Annotated in this window: 23 protein-coding genes; 4 read left to right on the plus strand and 19 right to left on the minus strand. The window is 65.8% G+C overall.

The window, feature by feature from the left end:
* Positions 1–96 precede the first annotated feature (96 nt).
* From pdxT to BVC93_RS29270, 12 genes are all read right to left on the minus strand, one after another.
* Positions 97–687, minus strand: a complete 591-nt coding sequence (gene pdxT, locus BVC93_RS29215) for a pyridoxal 5'-phosphate synthase glutaminase subunit PdxT (RefSeq protein WP_083740452.1) — start codon at positions 685–687, stop codon at positions 97–99.
* Entirely contained in the window at positions 684–1,523 is an 840-nt protein-coding gene (tesB, locus tag BVC93_RS29220) for an acyl-CoA thioesterase II (protein ID WP_083740453.1), read from the minus strand. Before tesB ends, pdxT begins: the two co-directional genes overlap by 4 nt.
* A gap of 36 nt (positions 1,524–1,559) precedes the next feature.
* Positions 1,560–2,408 carry a pyridoxal 5'-phosphate synthase lyase subunit PdxS gene (pdxS, locus tag BVC93_RS29225; protein WP_236950517.1) on the minus strand — a complete coding sequence of 283 codons (849 nt, stop codon included), beginning with the start codon at positions 2,406–2,408 and terminating at the stop codon, positions 1,560–1,562.
* 149 nt (positions 2,409–2,557) lie between these two features.
* Positions 2,558–3,586, minus strand: a complete 1,029-nt coding sequence (locus tag BVC93_RS29230; RefSeq protein ID WP_083740455.1) for an NUDIX hydrolase — start codon at positions 3,584–3,586, stop codon at positions 2,558–2,560.
* The gene (locus tag BVC93_RS29235; RefSeq protein ID WP_083740456.1) at positions 3,586–4,710 is read right to left on the minus strand and encodes a glycosyltransferase family 4 protein; all 1,125 of its coding nucleotides are present in this window, start codon (positions 4,708–4,710) and stop codon (positions 3,586–3,588) included. Before BVC93_RS29235 ends, BVC93_RS29230 begins: the two co-directional genes overlap by 1 nt.
* On the minus strand, positions 4,710–5,621 hold the full coding sequence (locus BVC93_RS29240) for a phosphatidylinositol mannoside acyltransferase (RefSeq protein WP_083741448.1): 912 nt from the start codon (positions 5,619–5,621) through the stop codon (positions 4,710–4,712). Before BVC93_RS29240 ends, BVC93_RS29235 begins: the two co-directional genes overlap by 1 nt.
* Positions 5,621–6,283, minus strand: a complete 663-nt coding sequence (gene pgsA, locus BVC93_RS29245; protein ID WP_083741449.1) for a phosphatidylinositol phosphate synthase — start codon at positions 6,281–6,283, stop codon at positions 5,621–5,623. The genes BVC93_RS29240 and pgsA overlap by 1 nt, the downstream gene beginning before the upstream one ends.
* The gene (locus BVC93_RS29250) at positions 6,280–6,837 is read right to left on the minus strand and encodes an HIT family protein (RefSeq protein WP_083740457.1); all 558 of its coding nucleotides are present in this window, start codon (positions 6,835–6,837) and stop codon (positions 6,280–6,282) included. Before BVC93_RS29250 ends, pgsA begins: the two co-directional genes overlap by 4 nt.
* Positions 6,834–8,912 carry a threonine--tRNA ligase gene (gene thrS / locus BVC93_RS29255; protein WP_083740458.1) on the minus strand — a complete coding sequence of 693 codons (2,079 nt, stop codon included), beginning with the start codon at positions 8,910–8,912 and terminating at the stop codon, positions 6,834–6,836. The genes BVC93_RS29250 and thrS overlap by 4 nt, the downstream gene beginning before the upstream one ends.
* Positions 8,913–8,985: 73 nt before the next feature.
* Entirely contained in the window at positions 8,986–9,411 is a 426-nt protein-coding gene (locus tag BVC93_RS29260) for a TIGR02611 family protein (RefSeq protein WP_083740459.1), read from the minus strand.
* A complete protein-coding gene (locus BVC93_RS29265; protein WP_236950175.1) occupies positions 9,412–10,026 on the minus strand; it encodes a PaaI family thioesterase in 615 nt (204 codons plus the stop codon).
* A gap of 64 nt (positions 10,027–10,090) precedes the next feature.
* The gene (locus BVC93_RS29270) at positions 10,091–10,873 is read right to left on the minus strand and encodes an aldo/keto reductase (RefSeq protein WP_236950518.1); all 783 of its coding nucleotides are present in this window, start codon (positions 10,871–10,873) and stop codon (positions 10,091–10,093) included.
* Between the two features lie 91 nt (positions 10,874–10,964).
* On the opposite strand from BVC93_RS29270, the gene BVC93_RS29275 reads away from it, so the two are divergent.
* Entirely contained in the window at positions 10,965–11,468 is a 504-nt protein-coding gene (locus BVC93_RS29275) for a DUF1990 family protein (protein WP_083740462.1), read from the plus strand.
* A gap of 3 nt (positions 11,469–11,471) precedes the next feature.
* Here the strand turns inward: BVC93_RS29275 and BVC93_RS29280 are convergent, their stop codons facing one another.
* Entirely contained in the window at positions 11,472–12,320 is an 849-nt protein-coding gene (locus tag BVC93_RS29280; RefSeq protein WP_083740463.1) for a cyclopropane mycolic acid synthase family methyltransferase, read from the minus strand.
* A 508-nt stretch (positions 12,321–12,828) separates the two neighbouring features.
* On the opposite strand from BVC93_RS29280, the gene BVC93_RS29285 reads away from it, so the two are divergent.
* The gene (locus tag BVC93_RS29285; protein ID WP_083740464.1) at positions 12,829–13,479 is read left to right on the plus strand and encodes a PAS and ANTAR domain-containing protein; all 651 of its coding nucleotides are present in this window, start codon (positions 12,829–12,831) and stop codon (positions 13,477–13,479) included.
* 327 nt (positions 13,480–13,806) lie between these two features.
* Here the strand turns inward: BVC93_RS29285 and BVC93_RS29290 are convergent, their stop codons facing one another.
* Both BVC93_RS29290 and BVC93_RS29295 read right to left on the minus strand, forming a co-directional pair.
* Positions 13,807–16,065: a molybdopterin-dependent oxidoreductase gene (locus BVC93_RS29290; protein WP_083740465.1), complete on the minus strand. Its 2,259-nt coding sequence runs from the start codon at positions 16,063–16,065 to the stop codon at positions 13,807–13,809.
* Between the two features lie 77 nt (positions 16,066–16,142).
* Positions 16,143–16,754 carry a TetR/AcrR family transcriptional regulator gene (locus BVC93_RS29295; RefSeq protein WP_236950176.1) on the minus strand — a complete coding sequence of 204 codons (612 nt, stop codon included), beginning with the start codon at positions 16,752–16,754 and terminating at the stop codon, positions 16,143–16,145.
* A 128-nt stretch (positions 16,755–16,882) separates the two neighbouring features.
* Between BVC93_RS29295 and BVC93_RS29300 the strand changes: the two genes are divergently transcribed.
* Positions 16,883–17,095, plus strand: a complete 213-nt coding sequence (locus BVC93_RS29300) for a hypothetical protein (protein WP_083740466.1) — start codon at positions 16,883–16,885, stop codon at positions 17,093–17,095.
* 123 nt (positions 17,096–17,218) lie between these two features.
* The gene (locus tag BVC93_RS29305; protein ID WP_083740467.1) at positions 17,219–17,773 is read left to right on the plus strand and encodes a hemerythrin domain-containing protein; all 555 of its coding nucleotides are present in this window, start codon (positions 17,219–17,221) and stop codon (positions 17,771–17,773) included.
* Between the two features lie 52 nt (positions 17,774–17,825).
* On the opposite strand, the gene BVC93_RS29310 is transcribed toward BVC93_RS29305, so the two are convergent.
* From BVC93_RS29310 to BVC93_RS29325, 4 genes are all read right to left on the minus strand, one after another.
* Positions 17,826–18,014 (minus strand): hypothetical protein, encoded by a 189-nt coding sequence (locus tag BVC93_RS29310; RefSeq protein ID WP_083740468.1) that lies wholly within the window; start codon positions 18,012–18,014, stop codon positions 17,826–17,828.
* A gap of 23 nt (positions 18,015–18,037) precedes the next feature.
* Entirely contained in the window at positions 18,038–18,283 is a 246-nt protein-coding gene (locus tag BVC93_RS29315) for a hypothetical protein (protein WP_442928994.1), read from the minus strand.
* Between the two features lie 151 nt (positions 18,284–18,434).
* Positions 18,435–18,653 carry a DUF3072 domain-containing protein gene (locus BVC93_RS29320; RefSeq protein ID WP_083740469.1) on the minus strand — a complete coding sequence of 73 codons (219 nt, stop codon included), beginning with the start codon at positions 18,651–18,653 and terminating at the stop codon, positions 18,435–18,437.
* A gap of 36 nt (positions 18,654–18,689) precedes the next feature.
* On the minus strand, positions 18,690–20,045 hold the full coding sequence (locus BVC93_RS29325; RefSeq protein ID WP_083740470.1) for a PP2C family protein-serine/threonine phosphatase: 1,356 nt from the start codon (positions 20,043–20,045) through the stop codon (positions 18,690–18,692).
* Positions 20,046–20,053 lie beyond the last annotated feature (8 nt).

Raw genomic sequence — 20,053 nt, forward strand, 5'->3', positions numbered from 1 at the left:
CCAACCAGCGCAGCTCCAAGTTTCATCTTGCGTTGAGACTAGTTTCACCGGATCGTGAAACCATGAGTGCTGGCCGCCGACCCGTAACGCCTGCGGTTATTGCGTGATGCCGTCGACGAACAGTTTGTGGACGCGGCGGTCACCGGTCATCTCGGGGTGGAAGGACGTCGCGAGCGACTTGCCCTGGCGGACAGCGACGGCATGGCCGCCGGCACGGGCCAGGACCTCGACCGGCTCCCCCACCCGCTCGACCCAAGGCGCGCGGATGAACACCGCATGCACCGGGGTATCGACGCCCGTGAATTCCAGGTCGTCTTCAAAAGAATCAATCTGACGCCCGAAAGCGTTGCGGCGCACCGTCATATCAATGCCACCAAGCGGCAGGGCCTCCCGGCCCGCCACGCCGGCGTCCAGGATCTCCGAGGCCAGCAGGATCATCCCCGCACACGACCCGTAGGCGGGCAGTCCGTCGGCCAACAACCCACGCAACGGCTCCAGCAGCTCGAAGGCACGCAGCAGGTGGGTCATGGCGGTGGATTCACCGCCCGGGATCACCAACCCGTCGACACTCTCCAGCTCGGAGAGGCGGCGCACGGTCAGCGCCTCGGCGCCGGCCTCACGCAACGCGGCGAGATGTTCGCGGGTGTCGCCCTGCAGGGCGAGCACACCGATTCGGACGGCGCTCACGACCGGTAGCCGCGTTGGTATCGGGTCAAGCCCTCCTGCATCACCGCGGCCACCATCTCGCCGTAGCGGTTGAAGATCTTGCCCTGTGTCAGCGACCGGCCGCCGCAGGCCGACGGGGAGGACTGGTCGTAGAGCAACCACTCGTCGGCCCGGAACGGGCGCATGAACCACATGGCGTGATCCAGCGACGCCACCATCAAGTGGCTGCGTTCCTCGGGGTGGGTCACCTGCGCCGAACCCAGCAGAGTCAGGTCACTCATGTAGGCCAGGGCGCAGATGTGCAGCACCGGGTCATCGGGCAGCGGGTCCCGGTGACGAAACCACACCTGTTGCTGAGATGCCTTGCCCGGCACCTTGTTCAGCGAATCGTGCGGGATGATCCGGACGTCCCATTCGTCGAACTGCCGGAAACTGGCGTCGTCGAACACCTTGCTGGCCGCCTTGAAGTCCGGCACATCGTCCGGCGGCAGCGTCACCGGCGGCGCGTCCTGGTGCTCGATTCCACTCTGGTCGGTCTGGAACGACGCCGACATGGTGAAGATGGTCTGACCGTGCTGGATGGCGCTGACCCGGCGGGTGCAGAATGAGCCGCCGTCACGGATGCGCTCCACCGCGTACACCGACGGTGACCGGGCGTCACCGGCCCGCAGGAAGTACCCGTGCAGCGAGTGCACCTGGAACGTCGGGTCGACGGTACGCACCGCCGACACCAACGACTGTCCGGCCACGTGACCGCCGAAAGTGCGTTGCAGGAAACCGGATTCCGGGCTGAACACACCGCCGCGGTAGATGTTGACCTCGATCTGTTCGAGGTCGAGGATCTCCTCTATCGCCACTATTCACTTCTCTTCACGCAAGCGCTCATCGGCGCCTTACCAGCCGCGTTCGGCGAGCCGGTGCGGCACCGGGATGTCGTCGACATTGATGCCGACCATCGCCTCACCGAGTCCGCGCGACACCTTGGCCAACACATCCGGATCGTCGTAGAACGTGGTGGCCTTGACGATGGCCGCGGCCCGCTCGGCGGGATTGCCGGACTTGAAAATGCCCGAACCGACGAACACACCCTCGGCGCCGAGCTGCATCATCATCGCCGCATCGGCCGGGGTGGCGATACCACCCGCGGTGAACAGCGTGACCGGCAACTTGCCCGCCTTGGCCACTTCCACCACCAGGTCGTACGGAGCCTGCAGCTCCTTGGCTGCGACATACAGCTCGTCGGTGGACAGCGACGTGAGCCGGCGGATCTCGCCGCCGATCTTGCGCATGTGGGTGGTGGCGTTGGAGACATCCCCGGTGCCTGCCTCACCCTTGGAACGGATCATCGCCGCGCCCTCGGTGATGCGCCGCAGCGCCTCCCCCAGGTTGGTGGCACCACACACGAAGGGCACCGTGAACGCCCACTTGTCGATGTGGTTGGCGTAATCGGCAGGGGTCAGCACCTCGGACTCGTCGACGTAATCGACACCCAGGCTCTGCAGTATCTGCGCTTCGACAAAATGCCCGATGCGGGCCTTGGCCATCACTGGAATGGTGACCGCGGAGATGATGCCTTCGATCATGTCGGGGTCGCTCATCCGCGACACACCGCCCTGGGCACGGATGTCGGCGGGCACGCGCTCCAGCGCCATGACGGCCACCGCTCCGGCGCCTTCGGCGATGCGGGCCTGCTCGGGAGTGACGACATCCATGATGACGCCACCTTTGAGCATCTCTGCCATGCCGCGCTTGACCCGGGCAGTCCCGGTCTGGCCGCCGGCTGAGCCATTGATGTTGGCGGCCCCATTAGCTTCAGCGGACACTGCTATCTCTCCTTGTTCGGGTAAATGCCCAGTCTAGTGGTGCCGCCGAGCGGGTTTTACCGCAGCGGTCAGTGAATGGCCAGTACCGGCGAAGTGGACTGCGCTCCGGCGGCGTCGGCTGCCTCGTTGGCCGCGGCCAAGAGCTCTGCGAGCTGCAGCGGATACACGGCCTGACCTGCTGCGACCAGGCTTTCGATATCGGCGGAATCACACCAGCGGTGGCCGCGGATGTAGCGCTTCTCCAGTTCGGTGCGACCCACCTCCGACGGCTCGAAGCCCCGTGTGCGGTGCACGAAGAAGAATTCCTGGCTACGCATCACCGAGCCGTTGAAGTCGATCACCGCGTCGCGGCGCCACAGCGGCCCGATCATCACGTCGGCGTCGACCACCAGCCCTGTCTCCTCGGCCAGTTCACGGGCGGCAGCGTCAGACAGGCGTTCTCCCTGCATGGCCTCACCGCCGACGGTGAACCACCAGATGCGGGCCGTGCCGTCGGTGATCGAGGGATCGGAGCCGCAGAACAGCAGCACCCGGCCCGCCTCGTCCAGCAGCACCACCCGCGCCGACGTGCGCGGCGCCGCGGCCAGGGTGTCCACCGAGACGGTGCTGGATTCGAGAGAGCGTTCGGTGATCTCGAAGTATGTGGGCAACGGGGCTCGGCCACCGAGGTGCAGCCAGCGAACCACCGGTCGCTCGCGCAACGCGAGGGTGTCGCGGACGGCGTCGTTGTGGAAGCGGCGTGCCAACAGCACCCGGGCCTCGGCATCGGCCATCTCGGCAACCAGCGCGGCGGGCAACTGTGCGATGTCGACCCGGGCCAGCGCCGCGGACAACTCGTTCTCGGCGGTCTCGCGGTCGGCACGGCCGGCCCGTTCGGCGGTGTCGGCCAGCGCGCTGAGCGCCCGGCCCTGTGCCACGTCGGCGGCCACCGCCCGCGCCACCACCGCCCGCCGGGCCAGGGCACCGTCGAGGGCCTGCCAGGACAGGTCGTAGCGCACATGCAGGCGGTCCAGCCGGTTGGCCGTCTGGTAGGCCCACATGGCCACCAGTGCCAGCACCACCACCAGAAGCAGGGTCCCTGCCACCAACCACACCACTAGCTGGCCACCTGCACTTTGATACCCGCTCCGGCGACGGTCTCATACACCCGCATGATCTGCCCCGCCACCACCGACCAGTCGTAACGCTGTACCGCTACCGCAGCGGCGTCGACGTAGTGTTGGCGAGCCACGTCGTCGGAGAGCATCTCGATCACGGCTTCCGCCAGAGCATCCGGATCATCAACGGGGACAAGCTTTCCCGACTTACCGTCGTCGAGCACCCGGCGGAATGCGTCCAGGTCACTGGCCACCACCGCGGTGCCGGCGGCCATGGCCTCCACCAGCACGATCCCGAAGCTCTCCCCGCCGGTGTGCGGGGCACAGTAGACATCGGCGCTGCGCAGCGCCGAGGCCTTCTGCGCGTCGTCGACCTGCCCGAAGAAGCGTAGTCGCGACGCCAATTCCCCAGCTCGAGAGCGCAATTCGTCCTCATCGCCGCGACCGACGATCAAGATCTCGATCTCTGGGAAGCGTGCCACCAGCGCGGGTAGTGCAGCCAGCAGCACCGCCATGCCCTTGCGGGGCTCCCCGAAGCGGCCGAGGAACAGCACTGAACGACCAGGCTTCGGATAGCCGGGCAGCAGGGGCGCCGAGGCGAAGGATTCGACGTCGACACCGTTGGGAATCTCCACCGCATCGGTGCCCAGGGCTTCCATCTGCCAGCGCCGCGCCAGGTCCGACACGGCGATCCGGCCCACGATCTTCTCGTGATACGGCCGCAGAACACCCTGGAAAGCGCTGAGCCACAACGATTTGGTTGTCGACGTGTGAAAGGTCGCGACGATCGGCCCCTCGGCAGCCTGCAGTGCGAGCATCGACAGACTGGGGGCGTTCGGCTCATGCAGGTGCAGCACGTCGAAGTCTCCCGCCGCAATCCACTTCTTGACCATGCGGTGGGCAGCCGGCCCGAACCGCAGCCGCGCCACCGAACCGTTGTACGGAATAGGTGTCGCTTTGCCCCCGGAGACGACGTAGTCGGGCAATTCGGCATCCGGCGAGGACGGCGCCAGCACGCTGACGTCGTGACCGCGCGCACGCATCACCTCCGCCAGCTGCAGGATGTGCGACTGCACCCCACCGGGCACGTCGAAGGAGTACGGGCACACCATCCCGATGCGCATTACCCCTCCAACCGCGCTCGCCGGGAATCGGACAGGTCTGCCAGCCACTGCGGCTGCAGCATGTGCCAGTCCTGGGGATGGGCGGCGATGTTCGCGGCAAAACGATCCGCCAGGTCCTGGGTGACGACGGCGACGTCGCCCGAGCTGGTGTCCAGGGCGTCCTGGACCTCGACCACGCAGTCCTCGCCGTCGTAGAACACGTGCACGGGGAACAACGGCGCCCCGGTGGAGATGGCCAGTTTCGCAGATCCCGCGGGCATTCGGGTGAGCTCACCGAAGAACTTGACCTCGACACCGTTGCGGGTGAGGTCACGCTCGGCCATCAGGCAGACGAAGATGTTCTGCCGCAACCGTTCCGAGAGCAGGTCGAACGGGGGCCGCTGCCCGCCGGAGAGCGGGAACACCTCGAAGCCGAGGCTTTCCCGGTAGGCGACGAACCGGTTGAACAGCGTTTCCGGTTTCAAGCGCTCGGCAACCGTGGCAAACGTGCCGAACTTCTGCGCCAGCCACACCCCGGCCATGTCCCAGTTGCCGCTGTGCGGTAACGCCAGCACCCCGCCCACACCGCTGTCATGGGCGGCCTGCAGCTTGTCGGCGCCGATGAACCGCTGATCCACCCGGGCCGCCACCGCAGCCAGATCCATCGACGGTAATCGGAACGCCTCACGCCAGTACCGGGCGTAGGACCCCAACGAGGCCCGCATCAATGCTGCGGGCACCTCCTCGGGCGTCACCCCCGTCACCCTGGCCAGATTCTTGCGCAGCTGGTCCGGGCCACCGCCCCGCGCGGCGTACCACGCTCCGGCTTCGAAGGTGTTGCGGGCCACGGACTCCGGCATGGCCCGCACCAGTCGCCAGCCCGCCGCGTAACCCCAGTCGGAGAACTGCTCACTACCAGGCAGTCCCCGCATCACGGCTCCCCCGGTTCTGGTTCGGCGGTCGGCCCGGTCGGTAACGGATCCATGGCGCCGGGCGAGCACCGCACGCGGTGGATGCGCTGCGCCACCGTCACCAGACTGGCGACAGCCAGCACCCACATCGCCACATGCAGCAGGATCGGTAGCCCGAACAGCCCGGACAACCCCGCTCCGTTCAGCACGATGATCAACCGCTCCGGGCGCTCGATCAGGCCACCGCCACCGTCGAGGCCGCTGGCCTCGGCACGGGCCTTGATGTACGAGATCACCTGCGAAGTCACCAGACAGATCATGGTCGCCACCACCAGGGAGGTGCTCTGCATCCCGAAGGCCACCCACCACAGCAGGCCGCAGAACACCGCGCCGTCGGCAATCCGGTCACACGTGGCGTCGAGCACCGACCCGAACCGCGAGCCGTAACCCCGCTCTCGTGCCATGGCTCCGTCGAGCATGTCGGCGAGCACGAAGACGAACACCGCGAACGAACCCCACCACAACTGGCCGATGGGCAGCAGTGTGAGCGCCGCGATGACGCTGCCCGCCGTACCGATGATGGTGATGCTGTCGGGAGTGAAACCCACGCGCAGAGCGAATTTGGCCACCGGCCGGGAGAGTTTGGCGTACGCGGCGCGGGAGGTCAGGTAGAAATCGCTCATGGCTCCGCGGCCCACGCCGTGGCCAGCAGCGCCCTGGTGTCGCGCAGCAGCTGCGGGATCACCTTGGTGTCGCCGATGATGGTGATGAAGTTGGCGTCACCACCCCAGCGCGGAACGACATGCATGTGCAGGTGCTCGGCCAGCGAACCGCCCGCCGATGAACCGAGGTTGAGCCCGACATTGAACCCGTGTGGTTGCGACACGGTCTTCATGACACGAATCGCCTTCTGGGCGAAGGCCATCAGCTCAGCGCTTTCCTGCGGTGTCAGCTCCTCCAGTTCGGAGACCCTGCGATAGGGCACCACCATCAGGTGCCCGGGGTTGTACGGGTACAGGTTCAGCACCGCGTAGACCAGTTCGCCGCGGGCCACGATCAGCCCGTCCTCGTCACTCATCTGCGGGATGTCGGTGAACGGCTGCTCCGAGCCCGCCGAACCCGGCCCCTTCTTCATGGGAGCTTCGGCGATGTAACTCATCCGATGCGGCGTCCACAGCCGTTGCAGGTGGTCCGGTTCACCCGTCCCGACGTCTACCAGCCTGCGCTCCTCGGTCACGTGCCGGCGCCTACTTCGGGAAGGGCGCCCACGGTCTCAGCGGTGGGGGCGTCGTTGCGCCGGTCACCGATCCAGCGCAGGATCGCGGCGATGGCCGCCTCCTTCGGGACGCCGTTGACCTGGGTTCGATCGAGGAACCGGAACGACACGGCTTCGCCGGCCACATCCTTGTCACCGGCGAGCAGCATGAACGGCACCTTCTGATTCGTCTGGTTGACGATCTTCTTGGCCATCCGGTCATCACTGGCATCCACGTCGACCCGTACGCCCAGCGACTTCAGCTCGGCGGCAACCTCTTTCAGGTAAGGCACGTGCGCTTCTGCCACCGGGATACCCACCACCTGCACCGGTGACAGCCACGCCGGGAACGCCCCGGCGTAGTGCTCCAGCAGCACCGCGAAGAAACGTTCGATGGAACCGAACAGCGCGCGATGGATCATCACCGGACGCTGCCTGGTGCCGTCGGCGGCGGTGTACTCCAACTCGAACCGTTCGGGGAAGTTGAAGTCCAGCTGGATGGTCGACATCTGCCAGCTGCGGCCCAGGGCGTCGCGGACCTGCACCGAGATCTTCGGCCCGTAGAACGCCGCGCCTCCGGGATCGGGCACCAGTTCCAGACCGGAGGCCTCGGCGACCTCGGCGAGCACCCTGGTGCTCTCCTCCCACATCTCGTCGGAGCCGACGAACTTCTCCTCGTCCTTGGTGGACAGCTCGAGGAAGAAGTCGTCGAGGCCGTAGTCCTTCAAGAGGTCCAGCACGAACTGCAGCAACGAGGCCAGCTCGTCGCGCATCTGCTCACGGGTGACGTAGATATGCGCGTCGTCCTGGGTGAACCCGCGCGCCCGGGTCAACCCGTGCACCACGCCCGATTTCTCGTAGCGGTAGACGGTACCGAACTCAAAAAGCCGCAACGGCAGCTCGCGGTAGGAGCGTCCCCGGGCACGGAAGATCAGGCAGTGCATCGGGCAGTTCATCGGCTTGAGGTAGTAATCCTGGCCCGGTTTGCGCACCGTGCCGTCAGGATTGAGTTCCGCGTCGATCTGCATCGGGGGGAACATGCCGTCGGCGTACCAGTCCAGGTGGCCGGAGGTGTGGAACAGCTGGCCCTTGGTCAGGTGCGGGGTGTTGACGAACTCGTAGCCCGCGGCGATGTGCTGCTTGCGCGAGTACTCCTCCATCTCGTTGCGCACGATGCCGCCCTTGGGATGGAAAACCACCAGACCCGAACCGATTTCGTCGGGGAAGCTGAACAGATCCAGCTCGGTGCCGAGCTTGCGGTGATCCCGCTTCAGAGCTTCTTCGATGAGCTCGAGGTGATGGTCGAGGGCCTCCTGCGATTCCCACGCCGTGCCGTAGATGCGCTGCAGGCTGGCGTTGCGCTGATCACCACGCCAGTACGCCGCCGAGCTGCGGGTCAGTTTGAACGCCGGGATGAAGCGGGTGGTGGGGATGTGCGGGCCGCGGCACAGATCACCCCAAACCCTCTCTTTGGTACGGGGATTGAGGTTGTCGTAGGCGGTGAGCTCGTCACCACCTATCTCCATCACCTCGTCCGATCCCTCCAGTTCACCGGACTTGTCGTCGATGAGTTCCAACTTGAACGGCTCGGTGGCCAGCTCTTCGCGCGCTTGGTCTTTGGAGGCATACACCCGCCGCGAGAACAGCTGCCCATCCTTGATGATCTTCTGCATCCGCTTCTCGAGCGCCTGCAGGTTCTCCGGGGTGAACGGCTCGGCGACGTCGAAGTCGTAGTAGAAGCCGTCGGTGATGGGGGGTCCGATACCGAGCTTGGCCTCAGGGAACAAGTCCTGGACGGCCTGGGCCAGCACGTGCGCGGCCGAGTGTCGGATGACGCTGCGACCGGTGTCGGTGTTGGCGGCCACCGGCGTCACGTCGGCGTCGACGTCGGGCACCCACGACAGGTCACGCAGTTTGCCGTCGGCGTCGGTCACCACCACGATGGCGTCGGGCTCTCCCCTGCCGGGCAGACCCGCCTCTCGCACCGCCGCGGCGGCAGTGGTCCCGGCCGGAACCCGGATCACGGCGGCGGGGGCGGGCTGTGCGGGGGCGCTCATCGGTTGTTCTCCAAAGTCACGGCGGCGTTCGGGTCGCGACCATGCTATCGGGGCGCCACCGAGCACCGAACCCTCAGGACCCCAGGCCGAGCGGACTCTTCAGCCACGGCCAGTCGATTCCGAGCAAACCGGCACCCCAGCTGAGCGCGCCCAGCAACCACACCGTCGCCACCACCACGGCACACGTGAAGATCACGCCCAGCGCCTTCACCCACAGACCCTGGCGGCCGAACCAGTCCATCACGGCGTCGTAGCGGCGACGCACCCAGTGCAGGGCTCGCTGGGCGAACTCGAATTCGGTGGCCAGGATGCCCAGGCCGAGGAACACGATGGCCCAGCCCGGACCCGGGTACGGAATGGCGATGATCCCGACGATCAACACCGCGCCGCCCACCACCCCGACCACCACGCGGTAGGTGAAGTTCGCTGTCCTGCGGTGCCGGAACCCGTCGCGCCAACGTGCCCACCTGCGCGGGATTTCCTTCAGTTTGTCTTTCACCTACGGCTGTCCTGGTTTGAGCCGAACGAACAGGGCATGTGCTTCGGCCAGCACGTCGTCGCCGTCGCACACGGTTGCCTCGACAAAGATCTTGCGTCCCACGTCCTCGGCCAGTCGCGCCTCGACCTGGAGTGTGGTCTCGACAGGGACGATCTTGCGGTAGTCGATGTGCAGGAAGGCGGTGCGCTGGTGCAGTCCGCCGGTGAGTACGGCGGCGCTGAAGCCCAGGATCGAATCGAAGGCCAGCCCGACGGCTCCGCCGTGCACCGCGCCGTTGCGCCCCAGGTGGTAGCGGGCGAACCGGATCCAGCCGTGCACGGCGCCGTCCTCGCCTTTGGCCAGCTCCATCGGCACCGACAGGATGTTGCCGCGGTTGGGCAGATCAAGCCTGCGCCCCGACGGCGACGACCATTCGTCGGCGTCATACGGGCCCAGCAGCGCCGAAGCCTTCTCCAGGAGGTCGGCCGCCTCGGTGATCACCTCATCGGGGGCGTCGGCTGCGCGGGCGTGGTCCTGCATCCGGCGGACAGCAGCGACGAAGCGACCATAGTCGGGACCACCCTTGGTGGTCGGTTTCGGCGGATTGAATCCGCCACCTGCATGTGTGCTGGCCACCCCCACACCGTATCGGCAGCCCGGTCGACGGGCCCTTGAAGTCGTGCCGGGCGCGTGTTCGCCGCTACGAACCTGCAGCTGACAACGTGGCGTACTCCTCATCGGTGAGCGTGATGTCCGCTGCGGCCACGTTCTCCTCGAGGTGAGCGACCTTGGAGGTGCCGGGGATGGGCACCATCGCGGGCGAGCGCGCGAGCAGCCACGCCAGCGCGAGCTGCGACGCCGTGGCGCCATGGTCGGCGGCGATCTTCTGCAACGGGCCGTCCTGGGCGGCAAGAGGTCCTGCAGCCAACGGGAACCACGGGATGAAGCCGATGCCCTCGGCGGTCACCACGTCCAGCAGCGATTCGGACTGGCGCACCGTGAGGTTGTACATGTTCTGCACGGAGACGATGGCGGCCTCCTTCTGCGCGGCACGCAGTTGATCCACGTCGACCTCCGAGAGCCCGATGTGGCGGATCTTGCCTTCGCGTTGCAGCGCAGCCAGCTCCCCTACCTGGTCGGCAATCGAGTAGTCGGGGTCGATGCGGTGCAACTGGAACAGGTCGATGGTCTCCACACCCAGCCGGACCAGACTCATCTCCACTTCCTGACGCAGGTAAGCGGGCTTTGCCAGCGGAACCCAGACGTCGGGGCCGGTGCGCAGCAGACCGGCCTTGGTGGCGATCACCAGATCCTCGGGGTAGGGATGCAGCGCCTCGCGGATCAGTTCCTCGGAGACGTACGGGCCGTAGGAGTCGGCGGTGTCGATGAAGTTGACGCCCAGCTCGACAGCTCGGCGCAGTACGCGGACGCACTCATCGCGGTCCGCAGGCGGCCCCCACACGCCCTTGCCGGTGACGCGCATGGCACCGAAGCCGAGCCGATTGACTGTGAGATCCCCGCCGAGGGTGAAAGTGGTCACCCTTGAAAACCTACGCTCTGGCAGGCTGGCCGATGTGTTGCTCACCGATCTCGCCGAACTCCCGTTGACGTACACCGATGTGGGTGCGACGGCTGACCCGGCCGGCATGCCCGCCGGGTTCAACCACGTGCACGTGGCGCGTCGGATCGGCTGCGGGCGGCAGCGTTTCGAAGAGGCCGGGGCCTCGGTGCTGCGCTACGGCATGCTGCGCGGGGCCGGGGTCGCGGTGACGGCCAGCACCGAGGTCGCCGAGGCGGGCACCCTGGTCCTGGGCAGGCTCGGATTTTTCGACGCCCCGTGCCGGGTGGTCTACGTCTTCGACGAGCCGAACCGGCTGGGTTTCGCCTACGGCACCCTGCCCGGGCATCCCGTAGCCGGCGAGGAGCGATTTTCGGTGCGATACGACCCCGCCAGCGAGTCGGTGTACGCGGAGGTGGCCGCGTTCTCCCGGCCGCACACGTGGTGGGCCCGACTGGGAGCACCAGCGCTGGGCGTCGTGCAGAAAATCGTCACCCGACGGTATCTGGGCGCCCTGTGAGGGTCAGCCCTTGACGAGCGTGAACTGGCAGACGTCGGTATTGCCGTTGCGGAACAGATCCGCACATCCGGTCAGGTAGCGCATGTAGCGGTCGTAGACCTCCTCGGACTGGATGGCGACGGCGTCGGCGCGTCGGGCCTGCAGCGCCTGCGCCCACAGATCCAGCGTCTTGGCGTAGTGCGGGCGCAGTGAGTGCACCCGGTCGCAACGGAACCCGGCATCACGCGAGAACTCTTCGACATCGACCACCGACGGCAGACGCCCGCCCGGGAAGATCTCCTCCATGATGAACTTGATGAACTTCAGCAAGGACATTGTGACCTTGATGTTCTTGAACTCCTCCTCGGAGCAGACGGTGATGGTGTGCAGCAACATCACGCCCTCGTCAGGCAGCGCCCGGTGGGCGAACGTGAAGAAGTCCTCGTACCGATCGCGGCCGAAGTGTTCGAAGGCCCCAATCGACACGATGCGGTCCACCGGCTCGTCGAACTGCTCCCAGCCGCCCAGCACCACCCTCCTGGACCTGGGACTGTCGACGTCGGCGAAGCGTCGTTCGACGGTGGCGGCCTGGTTGCGGCTCAGCGTCAGGCCCACCACGTTGACGTCGTACTTCTCCACCGCCCGCAACATGGTGGCGCCCCAGCCGCAACCGACGTCCAGCAAGGTCATGCCGGGTCGCAGATTCAGCTTGGACAGCGACAGATCGATCTTGGCCAACTGCGCCTCCTGCAGTGACATCTCGTCACGGGCGAAGTAGGCACAGCTGTACGTGCGCGTGGGATCGAGAAACAACTCGAAGAATTCGTCGGACAGGTCGTAATGTGCCTGCACGTCGTCAAAATGGGGTTTCATGTGTCGCTGGACTGCAATCGGTTTTGACAAGTTTTCCCGCTCCGAAAGGCCCTCAAATGGGCGCACTGTGGTGCTCTGGATGCACCAGATGTCACCATTGACATCGCGTCGGGACTACCCGCTGTTAGCCGGATAAATCGACGTCGTCGTCAGACTTTCCGGGGAGTCGACAACGCTCATTGTCGACGGCCGGCAGTCGACAATCAGCCGACTCTCGGTCAACGACAACCCAATTGCCCTGTCTCCCAGATCTTTTCAGATCCGGCGGAAATGTCTAACCAGCAGCCCCCGCGGCGCGCTCCCCACTCGGGAAACCCCACACACCCGCCAGGCTGAAGATCCAGCAATCCGACCGCGCCACAGCGTTGCGCACCGACCGGCCCGGGTGGAGACTGTGTCTCACACCACGTCGAGCATCTCGCGGCCAGCACTGTACTGGCGGGCACCGCCCATATGGCATATGCCTGGGCGCGACCCCGAGGCACCCGGCGGGGGTTGAGGGAGGGACATGGGCAAAGTTCCGGGCGGGTCGAAGAAACTGCCGATCATTCCGGTGGCGCAGCGTGTGGGGGCATTCCGTTACATCGCCGCAGATGGGCGCTGGGAATGGTCGGAGGCGGTCGCGGCCATGCACGGCTATCCACAGGGCCAGGTTCAGCCCACGACCGAGCTGGTGATGTCGCACAAACATCCCGACGATGCGCCCGCGGTGGCCGCCCTCATCGACCGGATGATCACCCAGGGCGAACCGTTCAGTAGCAGGCATCGCATCATCGACACCACCGGACGCGTGCACGTGGTCCTGGTGGTCGGAGATCGGCTGACCGACGATGAGGGCGCGGTCATCGGCACCGGCGGGTTCTACGTCGACACCACAGATCTCGACGAGGAGGGAGGCCTGAAGGAGGCGGTGGCGGAGTTCGCCGCGCACCGGACCGCCATCGAACAGGCCAAGGGCATGCTGATGGTGACCTACCAGATCTCGGCCGAGCACGCCTTCGAGATCCTGTCCTGGCGGTCACAGGAGACCAACGTCAAACTCCGGGACCTGGCCGAGCAGGTGGTTGCCGACTTCGGCCGCGAGCTGGGCGTCGACTCTGGCCGTCGCGAGCGCGCCGACCATGTGCTGATGACCATCCACAAACGGATCACGGGTTAGAACACCGAACTCGCCACGTGGTTCGGACAAGCCGAGATTGCGCCGACACTTGCCCGGGTGGGCACTGAGCCGATAACGAGCTCGGGGGTCACACCAATGTCCACCCACCGCCGCCGCCAACGCTCGGGTGGTGCAGTTACGCTCCCGCCGGGAGGCGCCGGCCAGCAGGGTGGTGGTCAACGCGCAAATGCCGAAGAAGCACGCTGCAACGCAGCGAAGGCGCTGTAGCGGGCTCACCAGCGCGCCGCTCTTCCGCCGCCAACTCAACACCACTGCGACCGAGCATCATGAGACGTTGCGTCGCGCCTGACAGACACCGCGGTGATGTCACTCGGCCGCAACCAAACGCCGCGCAGGCTCGATACGCGCCGGAACGTGTTTGTGCCAGGGCGTTCCGGCATAGGGGTCGCGCCACCCCGTTGCGGTCAGCGCGTTCGGCGCCACCCCGGGCCGGTGACTGCGGCCGTCGCCGTCGGTGTAGTCCAAGCCGTATCCGTTGGGAAGTGAGACATGCCCCGGCAGCATGGCGGCGCTGATCTCGACAGTGGCTTCGGCAGAACCGGATTCGGTGGTGATGCGTACCCGGCCGCCGGCAACCAGTCCCAGCGCGTCGGCGTCCTCGACACTGACCCGCAGCGCGCCGTCGACATCTCGTTTACGCCAACTCGGGTCGCGCAGAATGTCATTGGCGGTGTATGCACGTCGCTCGCCGGCCGAGAGCACCATCGGAAACTCTGCGCTGGTGAGGTGCGCGGTGGCGTCGGGCAACGCCCGGATCTCGTCGAGCATCTCCGGTATTGCCACGGCGATCCGTTTGTCCTCGTGACCGATCAGCGTCCAGTCGTCGGAGTACTCGTGCACCGTGAACGTCACTCCTGAGCGCTCCCGCAGAATTGCCTCGAACAACGCGTCACCGCTGTCGTGGCCGGCCCGGCGCACAGCGTCGGGATACGTCCACGCCGCCTTCTGCGCCAGACCCCATAGCGCGGCTGCACCGGCCAGCCCGTCAGGCAGGGTTGGGCCCAGCGTCTCGTACAGCACAAACGGCACGGTCTTGGCCAGCATCGGCGAACCCGCCACGGCAGCCATGAATGCCTTCGCGTATTCGTCGCGCCCGCGCTGCGCGGCCGCGTGCAACGGCTGCAGCTCGGTCGCGTCGACCACACCGAGGGCGCGGACCAGCCGGGCCCAGATCTCGGGCTCGGGCAAGGTCCCCTCCAAGGGAGGGAACAGCGGGTGACGCAGATGGAAGGTGTTGTGCGGGAACTCGAGGTTGAAGAAGGTGGCCTCGGGCTTCTCGAACTGGGTGGCCGCGGGCAGCACGTAATGCGCCAGGCGTGCGGTCTCGGTCATTGCGACGTCGATGACGACCACCAGCTCCAGAGCTTCCAGGGCTGCACGCACCGCGGCGGAATCAGCCACCGAATGCGCGGGGTTGCTGCTCTCGACGATCATGGCGCGGAAGCGGTCCGGATGATCGGTCAGGATCTCCTGGGGGATGACGTTACTGGGCACCAGCCCCGCGATGACCGGCGCGCCGGTGACCGGAGTACGCCCTACTCGGCTGGGGCTGAACAGCGGCGCGAAGCTCGAATGAAGGTGTTGGCCACCACGTTTGGCAAAGTTTCCGGTGAGAATCCAGAGCAGCTTGTTCAGGTAGGAGCACACGGTGCTGTTGGGCGCCTGCTGGATGCCCAGATCTTCGAACACCGAGACGCTCCGGGCAGCCGCCACCCGGCGGGCGGCCGCGCGGATCAGGGCCTCTGCGACCCCGCAACGAGCGGCACACTCGGCTATCGAGACCCCGCGCAGCACCTCACGCACCTGGTCCGCACCAGTGACGTGCGCGTCGAGAAAGGTTTGGTCACAGAGGTTTTCCTGCTCCAGTACTGCGGCCAGGGCCGCCAGGCACCAGGCGTCCGTACCTGGTCGCACACGCAGGTGGAAGTCGGCCATTTTCGCGGTATCGGTGATCACCGGGTCGATGACGATCATGGACCTGGCCGGATCCTTGGCAATCTCGTTGAGCACCACCCGAGCTCTCGGGAAGCTCTGTGACATCCACGGATTCTTGCCGACGAACACACTGACCTCGGCGTGTTCGAATTCGCCGCGAGTGTGCCCGCCGTAGAGTTGTTGGTCCACCCAGAACTCGCCGGTCTTCTCCTGTGCCAGGGCGTTGGACCGGTAACAAGCGCCGAGCGCCTTGAGGAAGGCACCGCTGTAAGCGCCGCCGAGATGGTTGCCTTGTCCCCCACCGCCGTAATAGAAGATCTTGTCGCCGCCGTAGTCGTCGCGAATCCGGCGGAACCCGTCGGCGATCTCGGTGATGGCGGTGTGCCAGTCGACGGCCTCGTAGCTGCCGTCTGCCCGGCGGCGCATTGGTGAGGTGAGCCGGTTGGCGTTGTTCTGATAGTGATCCAGCCGTAGAGCTTTGTTGCAGGTGTAGCCCTGGCTGCCCGGGTGGGACTTGTCGCCGCGAATCTTCGCCAGCGTGCGCCCCTCGGTGGCGACCACGATGCCGCAGTTGCACTCACACAGGATGCAGGCGGTGGGTTGCCAGGATCCGGACGTGGGATCGGCCATCGGAAATCTCCGCTCGTCACCCGCCGATGTCAGAGCTAGACGGTTCGGTCTAGACTAATCAGTCTAGAGACGGCGGGTCAACGATCCAGTTCGACGAGGCTGCGGATGCTCACCCTCAACGCGGCCAGCGCGGCCGGGTCTCGTGACGACAGCGCAATCACAAATGCCCCCTGCACCAGCGCCAGCACGGTGTGGGCCAGGTCGCCGGCAGACAGATCGTCGCGGACATCACCACGGCGCTGCCCCTGCTCCAACAGCGCCGCCAATGTGTCATGCCAGGTGGCGATGGATCCTGCGAGTTGCGATCGAAACGGTGTCGAGCTGGCCGCCAGCTCCGTGGAAAACTTCCCAGCCAGGCACCCGCGCCGATATCCGGAGTCGACGAACAGTTGGCACAACGAGTCGAAGTAGCGCTCGAGGGTGTCGGCGGTGGCCGCAGAGGAAGCGACGGATGCCGCCTCCAGCAGTTCCAGCTGCAAACTCATGTAGCGGTCGAGCACCGCCAGGCCAAAGGCCTCCTTGGAACCGAAGTGGTGGTAGAACGACCCTTTGGGCACCCCCGACGCCTCCAGCACCGCGTCCACCGTGGTGCCGTGGAAGCCGTTGGCGTAGAACAGTTTCATCCCCTGGCGCAATAGGCGTTCCTTGTTGCTGGTGGCATTGGGTTGACGCACTGGGAGTTCTGCCATGATCCGCCGATTCTAGACCGGTTGGTCTATTGTGCGGCCGGCCATCGAGCAACGCAGCGGGCCCGAATTCATAACGAACCTGCCCAGTGATTACCCACTTCCGGCAAATTGGGTATTTAATTGGATCCATGAGTGGTGGGAAGTTCGAAGTCGGCACCGCGGTGCGCACCACCGATGATGCGCACCTCACCGGTCACATCGTCGAAGATTTCGGCGATCTCGCCGGCGTCGAGGTTATTGTCGACGCCCAGCAGACGGCGAAGTCACGCCGCTGGGCCGTCGCCCTCGACGACGGCACCATGGTGTTTCTCAACGACGACGGCATCGAACCCCTCAGCTGACGTTCTTTCGTTTCACCACCCCATCGTCCGGGTAGGCCTTCGGCGGCGGCGCACAGCCCATCGCGCGCGCCGAATACACCCGACTATGCGTGGAGGTTTGCCGTGTCCGATTCAACGCCGTCGATGCCCGCCGTGTCCAGCAGTGCCGATGTTGTCGACTACCTGAAGGCACAGCACGAATCCATCAGGCAGCTGTTCACCGACACCCTGGATGCGCCCGACGCCGCCGCCCAAGAGCAATCCTTCAACCGGTTGCGCGCACTGCTGGCCGTGCACGAGACCGCCGAAGAGATGATTGTGCATCCTCGGGTACGCCGGAAGATCGACGGCGGGCCTGCGATCGTCGATGAGCGCCTGCACGAAGAGCACGACTCGAAAGTGGCACTGGCGCAGATAGAAAAGCTGGAATTCGGCACCGCGGAGTTCAGCAAAGCGGTGATTCATCTCCAGCAGGCCGTGCTGGCACACGCCGCAAAAGAGGAAGCCGAAGAGTTCACCCTGCTGCAGGACGAGCTCAGCGCTGACGAACGCGCCAAGCTGACCGCTGCGGTGCGGGCCGCCGAGCGCATAGCGCCCACCCATCCTCATCCGGGCGTGGAGTCTGCGGTGGCCAACTTCGCGCTGGGGCCGATCGCCTCCGTCATGGACCGCGCTCGGGATGCACTGACGCACCGCTGATGTGGCGAGACACCCCAGACCACCCGAGCCGTACGGGTGTCGCGCTCAACAGTCAGTGCCCGCTGCCCTCTGTGTCGTCGAAGAAGGACCACTGGCCGTCGTGCTCGACCTCCATGCGCCAGCCCAGTTCAGAATTGTCGGCCTGCTGGTCAACGAACCAGGCATGGGCATCGCCGGCGCTCGCAATGTCTTTGGTGGCGACGACCGCACCGGTTGGGTCGAGCACTCGATAATTGGCCACTTTCAACTCCTTGTCATCAATTGTCAGCCCATGAGTCCCATGGCGGGAACACCGAGACAGAACAAGCTCAACGCCAACAAGAACCAACCCGCGCCCTGCCATATGGGCCAAGTCCGTTCGGCTCGCCAATCCAGATACGTCTTGACGAAAGCTCCCACCGCGCCTGCGAATAGAACCAGCGGCGTGGCAACGCCCTTCGGAATCGACTCACGGTCCCCGCTCACGTACACGGCGAAGGCAACGCCGGCGAGTATCACGACTGCAGCCACATAAACTACGGCCGAGCGAAACGCGTGTGGGTCGTGCCAGCGCTTTTCGACATCGCGGTAAGAGATGGTGCCTCCAGCTGCTGTTGCATGCTCGTAGGTCCTTTGTCGGCTACCCATACGTTCTGCATCCAATCCGCAATCCGGCCACCACTCATTGCGACCCGCGTCCTGTCTCCCCCTGCAGCGTGTCGATGAGCTCGGAGGCTTGAGCCTTGGTCAGATCATCGGGAATCTCACGATCGGCCTCGTGGGCCAAGGTTTGCAGATAGCTGCGCTGCGGCCCCGTCATCGGCTCGTCGCCCGTCACCCAGTCCTCGGGATCCTTTTGCGGAGTTTCGTTCGGCGCCCGGTTGTGCTCTGTTTGTCCCATGACGGACGTGTTCCCGTCGCACAAACGTTCGAAACGTCAGGTCCTCGGCGAGGCGCCGAACGCCAGCAGGGCAACGTCGTCGCCGGGCTCCAACTTGGGAATCAAAGTGGCGAGATCGGCCACCAGCCCGGCCGCGCCCAGGTCAGCACGCTCCAGCGCGTACGCGGCCAGGCTCTCCTCACCGAACGGAGTCTCGCCGCGGCGTGCCTCGATGATTCCGTCGGTATAGAACAACAGCGTCTGACCGGGCCGCAGGTTGGCCGTGCACACGTCGAACCTTGCGTTTGCCAGCGCACCCACCAGCATTCCGCCCGGCGAGCGAACCTGGCGCACCCAGGCCTGTCCGCTGTCCAGCAGCAGAGCGGGCGGGTGTCCACCGGTGGCCATCGTCACCAAGAAGCCCTCACCATCTGGATGTGGTTGCAACGTCCCGTAGAGCACCGTGCAGAAGCGGCGCGGTTCGATCTCACGCAGCAGCACCGTATTGAGCTGCGACAGAGCCTCTTTGGGGTCGTCGCAGTGCAACGCAGCCGCGCGCAGGGTGTAACGGATCAACGAAGTCGCGACCGCCGCACCGACACCGTGCCCTTCGACATCGCCGATGAAGAACGCCCAACGCTCACCACCGAGTGCAAAGACGTCGTAGAAGTCGCCACCGACCTGGCGCGCCGACGCGGGGTGGTAGTGGCAGGCCAAGTCCAGCCCGTCGATCTTGGGCAGCGTCGGCGGAAGCAGCGTCTTCTGGAGCGCGGTGGCGAACTCCTGGATGACATCACGCTCGCGCTCAGCGATGTCCCGGTCGACGCGGGCCTCGTCGCGGGCCGTGACAGCATCGTCTCGATCGGTTTGCGCATGGTCGCGCATCCGGCGTTCGTTGCGTAGCGCCTCCAGTGAGAGCAGCCGCCATTCCAATTGCTCCATGACGATGGCCGCAAGATCCTCCAGCACCGCCAGCTCACGATCGGCTGCTGGATGAACTTGCGAATCCATCACGGCCACGGTGCCCAACCGATGCCCGTCAGAGGTGGTGATGGGCGCGCAAGCGTAGAACCGGATGCCGTGCATGCGGACGAAGGGGTTGTGCGCCGTGCGTGGATCGGCCAGCGCATCGGACATGGTGTGCGGAATCTGGTCGGTGATGACGGCGGCGCACAGCCCCTCGTCCGGGGCCACCTGGCGGACCTCCGCATCCAGTCCATGGGCAGCCATGAACCAAATCCGGTCCCGATCCACAATGGATACCTTCGCCATGGGCACGCCGCACACCCGAGCGGCCAGCGCCGCGATGCGGTCAAACACCCGGTCGGGCGGGACGTCCAGGATCCGATAGCGCTCGACGGCACGTTGCCGCGCGTCATCGGCGCTGCGGCCTGGCGCCGACGTCCCGGACATGATGCACC

Source organism: Mycobacterium sp. MS1601, assembly GCF_001984215.1.
Lineage (GTDB): Bacteria > Actinomycetota > Actinomycetes > Mycobacteriales > Mycobacteriaceae > Mycobacterium.

Bases quoted from the DNA above. Each gene is read 5' to 3' on its own strand.
- pdxS (WP_236950517.1), bottom strand. From the start codon at position 2,408: ATGGCAGAGATGCTCAAAGGTGGCGTCATCATGGATGTCGTCACTCCC.
- BVC93_RS29235 (WP_083740456.1), bottom strand. From the start codon at position 4,710: ATGCGCATCGGGATGGTGTGCCCGTACTCCTTCGACGTGCCCGGTGGG.
- BVC93_RS29240 (WP_083741448.1), bottom strand. From the start codon at position 5,621: ATGCGGGGACTGCCTGGTAGTGAGCAGTTCTCCGACTGGGGTTACGCG.
- pgsA (WP_083741449.1), bottom strand. From the start codon at position 6,283: ATGAGCGATTTCTACCTGACCTCCCGCGCCGCGTACGCCAAACTCTCC.
- thrS (WP_083740458.1), bottom strand. From the start codon at position 8,912: ATGAGCGCCCCCGCACAGCCCGCCCCCGCCGCCGTGATCCGGGTTCCG.
- BVC93_RS29270 (WP_236950518.1), bottom strand. From the start codon at position 10,873: ATGCGCGTCACCGGCAAGGGCGTGTGGGGGCCGCCTGCGGACCGCGAT.
- BVC93_RS29280 (WP_083740463.1), bottom strand. From the start codon at position 12,320: ATGAAACCCCATTTTGACGACGTGCAGGCACATTACGACCTGTCCGAC.
- BVC93_RS29285 (WP_083740464.1), top strand. From the start codon at position 12,829: ATGGGCAAAGTTCCGGGCGGGTCGAAGAAACTGCCGATCATTCCGGTG.
- BVC93_RS29290 (WP_083740465.1), bottom strand. From the start codon at position 16,065: ATGGCCGATCCCACGTCCGGATCCTGGCAACCCACCGCCTGCATCCTG.
- BVC93_RS29295 (WP_236950176.1), bottom strand. From the start codon at position 16,754: ATGGCAGAACTCCCAGTGCGTCAACCCAATGCCACCAGCAACAAGGAA.
- BVC93_RS29300 (WP_083740466.1), top strand. From the start codon at position 16,883: ATGAGTGGTGGGAAGTTCGAAGTCGGCACCGCGGTGCGCACCACCGAT.
- BVC93_RS29305 (WP_083740467.1), top strand. From the start codon at position 17,219: ATGCCCGCCGTGTCCAGCAGTGCCGATGTTGTCGACTACCTGAAGGCA.
- BVC93_RS29320 (WP_083740469.1), bottom strand. From the start codon at position 18,653: ATGGGACAAACAGAGCACAACCGGGCGCCGAACGAAACTCCGCAAAAG.
- BVC93_RS29325 (WP_083740470.1), bottom strand. From the start codon at position 20,045: ATGTCCGGGACGTCGGCGCCAGGCCGCAGCGCCGATGACGCGCGGCAA.